The sequence below is a fragment of the Streptomyces sp. NPDC001732 genome (assembly GCF_053596315.1).
Map to the genome: position 1 here is coordinate 1 of NZ_JBSFFY010000168.1, position 3,565 is coordinate 3,565.

Below are 3,565 nucleotides of genomic sequence, written 5' to 3' on the forward strand. Positions count from 1 at the left end.
CGTTTCCGACTCTATCAGACCCTTCCGGGCCCGATTCCCGGCCGGACCGGGATCCGCCTCCGGGTTCCGCGCTTCCGCGTTTCCCTTTCCGGCGGCTCCGACTCTACCAGAACCTTTTCCCGTCCCGTTTCCGGACCGGATTTCGAATTCCAGCGACCGTCGAAGTGGTCTTTTGCCTTTCGGCGGACCCGACTTTACCAGAAACATTCTGCCGAGAAATCGGCTTCACGATTCGAAGTAAGAGGATCAATGGCTCTGCGGAAATTCCATTTCCGGTGAGAGCGAAGTAGATGTTAACCATCGAGGTCGAACCTGTCCAGTCCGACGCAACCGTTAAAATCTACCTCCCCAGATCTGCTGTGTCAACAGCCTCCTGGGCGAAGGAGAGACTAGCAGGTCAGCGGGGGCGTACGCACATCAGGCGGCGACCGGGAGCTCCGCGCTGCGCTCCGCGGCCTCGACATCGCCGCTGTCACCGGCGCGTGCGGCTCGGCCGCCCAGGACGTAGACGTAGGCCAGGAAGACCAGCTCCGCCGTGATGCCGATGGTGATGCGACCCCAGGTCGGGAGGCCGGAAGGGGTGACGAAGCCTTCGATCACGCCCGAGACGAACAGGACCAGGGCCAGGCCGATGGCCATGCCGATCGCGGCCCGGCCCTGTTGCGCGAGGGCCGAGCGCCGGGTGTGCGGGCCCGGGTCGATGACCGTCCAGCCGAGGCGCAGCCCCGTGCCCGCGGCGACGAAGACGGCGGTGAGTTCGAGCAAGCCGTGCGGGAGGATCAGACCCATGAAGGTGTCGAGCCGGCCCGCCGAGGACATCAGGCCGATGCCGACCCCGAGGTTGAGCACGTTGATGAAGAGGATCCAGATCACAGGGACGCAGAGGAACGCGCCCAGGACCAGGCACATGGCCGCGGCCTGGGCGTTGTTCGTCCACACCTGGGCGGCGAACGACGCGGCCGGGTGGCTGGAGTAGTAGGTCTCGTACTCCCCGCCGGGACTGGTGAGGCGGCGGAGGTCGTCCGGGGCCGCGATGGCCGACTGGACCTCCGGATGCGTACCGATCCACCAGCCGATGACCGCCGCCAGCACCGTGGAGAGCACGGCCGTGGGTATCCACCAGTGCCGGGAGCGGTAGACGGCGGCGGGGAAACCGGCGGTGAGGAAGCGTGTGACATCGCGCCAGGAGGCCCGGCGGGTGCCCGTGACCGTGGACCGGGCGCGCGCCACGAGCTGGGTCAGGCGGGCGGTGAGCATCGGGTCCGGGGCGCTGGACTGGAGAAGCGAGAGATGGGTGGCCGTGCGCTGGTAGAGCTCGACGAGTTCGTCGGCTTCCGTATCGGTGAGGCGGCGCCCGCGACGCAGGAGCTGGTCCAGGCGGTCCCACTCCGCACGGTGGGCGGTCACGAAGACATCGAGATCCATGTTCGGCTGCTGCTCCAGGCATGGGTGCGTACGGGTTCGTACTACGGCGGCGCGCTGCGGGCCAGCTTGGCAGACTGAGGGCCCGAGGGGCAGGGACGATCGGCGAAGGATGGGGCGGCGATGAGTGAGCTCGTGACCGGGGACGCGGTCGTGCTGGGGCTGCAGCCGGCGAAGCTGCCGAGCCGGGCGTTGGCACTGACCATCGATCTCGCCGTGGTGGGGGCGGCGTTCGTCCTGGTGTCGATCGGGCTGGCCGTCGCGACGGCGACGCTGGACGATGCGGCGCTCGCTGCGGTGTCCGTCGCGAGTTTCCTGCTGGTGCTGGTGGGCGGGCCGATCGCGGTGGAAACGCTCAGCCACGGGCGTTCGCTGGGGAAGCTGGCGTGCGGGTTGCGGGTGGTCCGGGACGACGGGGGGCCGATCCGGTTCCGGCACGTGCTGGTGCGCGGGGCCATGGGGGTCGTCGAGATCCTGCTGACGCTCGGGGTCGTCGCCTGTGTCGCCTCGCTGGTGTCGGCCCGGGGGCGGCGGCTCGGGGACGTGTTCGCGGGGACGCTCGTCGTACGGGAACGAGTGCCGGCCTCGCGGGCGGCTGCTGTGCCGCCTCCGCCACCGTGGCTGGTCGGGCGGTTCGCGGGGCTGGATCTGTCGGGGGTGCCGGACGCCCTGTGGCTGGCCGTCCGCCAGTACCTGACACGGATGTACCAGCTCGATGCGCAGGTGGGCCGTTCGATGGCGGAGCGGCTGGCCGGGGAGCTGGCGGAACGGACCGGGGTTCCGGTGCCCGAAGGGGTACCGGCCGGGGCGTATCTGGCCGCGGTGGTGAACGAGCGGCAGGCGCGGGACGCCCGGCGGGTGTTTGCCGCGGCTCAGGAGAGTGCGCGGGAGAGCGAGCGGGAGAGGGCCGTGCGCCGGGGTGATTCCGGTGGGTCGGGGGGCGTGGCGTCCGGGTGGGCGCCGGTGGCATCCGGGCCTGCCGTGGGAGGCGTCGGGGCGGGTGCGCCAGGGTGGGCCGCGCGTGCTGAGACGCCGGAGCAAGCCGCGGGGGTGGCGGACGGCCGGACGCCGCCGCCTGCTGCCACCGGCTTCGCACCGCCCGCCTGAGAGCTGTCCTTGCCTGAAAGCTGCCGCAGGTCCGAGAGGGATCCGGTGCTGGGAGCCGTCCGGGGCCGGGAATTCTCCTCTCGCTTCTCGCTGCGAGTTCCCCGTCGCTGAGGGACGCCGCGTGCCCGGGGCTGCCGTGTTCTCAGCTGTACGAGGGCGGGGAGTCCAGGTCTTCGAGCTCGATGCCGGGGGCTGCCAGGACTACGTCGCCGGCGATGTGAACGGTGTGCCGCTCACCGGTGTCCAGGGCGCTGACCTGGTATTCGTCCACGGTCAGGGGGCCGTTGTCAGTGGTGTGCGCTTCACTGTTCACCAGGGCCCAGGACTGGTCGACGGTCCGGGGGGCGAGGACCGGGTCCGTGAAGGCGACCAGGCGTACGCGGGTCGCGGGCGAGTCGGGGGTGAGTCTCAGGAGTCGTGCGGTCGCGATGAGGAACGCGGGGGACGTGCCGGTGAAGGCGTGGGCGCGGACATTGCCTTCGGTGGCATGAGTGCCGGTCGGGTCGGTGCGGACCCAGGTGACGCCTTCGAGGGCGGCGCCGCGGACCTGCCAGCTCGCGGCGTGGAGTTCGAGGCGGATGGGGCGGCCGAGCTCGTCGAGAGTGAGGTCGACGGAACCGAGGTGATCACCGGAGGGGGTGGTGGTCCGGGAGATGTAGCGCCAGCCGGAGGGGCCGGGGGCGCATTGGAAGTGCTCTTCGCCGAGGGGGGTGTGATCGTGGAGATCGTGGAGCGAATATCGGCCGCGGGGCATGGGGTCCTTCGGGGTTCCTCTGGCTGAGCGGGTGCGGTACGGCGCAGGCCCCCGACACGGGGGTGCGGGGGCCTGCGTTCGTGACTGCTGCTGCGGCTGTTCCGTCTGTCAGCGGCCGGGCGTCACCGACCGGCAATGACGTGTTCGGTCACCGACCGGTCGGTGATGTGCACGGTCGCCGACGGGCGGGGTCAGTGGTGGTGGGGTCAGTAGCGGTAGTGGTCGGGCTTGTACGGGCCCTCGACCTCGACACCGATGTACGCGGCCTGCTCCGGGCGCAGG

General features: G+C 70.5%; 4 protein-coding genes. 1 reads left to right on the top strand and 3 read right to left on the bottom strand.

The annotated features are described in order from the left end of the window. Positions 1-417: 417 nt before the first annotated feature. The gene (locus ACWCXX_RS40970) at positions 418-1,425 is read right to left on the bottom strand and encodes a stage II sporulation protein M (RefSeq protein WP_451136362.1); all 1,008 of its coding nucleotides are present in this window, start codon (positions 1,423-1,425) and stop codon (positions 418-420) included. A 120-nt stretch (positions 1,426-1,545) separates the two neighbouring features. Here ACWCXX_RS40970 and ACWCXX_RS40975 point away from each other — a divergent pair, with 120 nt between their 5' ends. Continuing rightward, positions 1,546-2,529, top strand: coding sequence for an RDD family protein (locus ACWCXX_RS40975; RefSeq protein ID WP_451136364.1), 984 nt, complete (start codon positions 1,546-1,548; stop codon positions 2,527-2,529). 142 nt (positions 2,530-2,671) lie between these two features. On the opposite strand, the gene ACWCXX_RS40980 is transcribed toward ACWCXX_RS40975, so the two are convergent. Both ACWCXX_RS40980 and ACWCXX_RS40985 read right to left on the bottom strand, forming a co-directional pair. Then, positions 2,672-3,283 carry a hypothetical protein gene (locus ACWCXX_RS40980; protein ID WP_451136366.1) on the bottom strand — a complete coding sequence of 204 codons (612 nt, stop codon included), beginning with the start codon at positions 3,281-3,283 and terminating at the stop codon, positions 2,672-2,674. A 206-nt stretch (positions 3,284-3,489) separates the two neighbouring features. Then, the coding region (locus ACWCXX_RS40985) for an adenosylhomocysteinase (RefSeq protein WP_351584125.1) at positions 3,490-3,565 on the bottom strand (76 nt) is incomplete at its 5' end.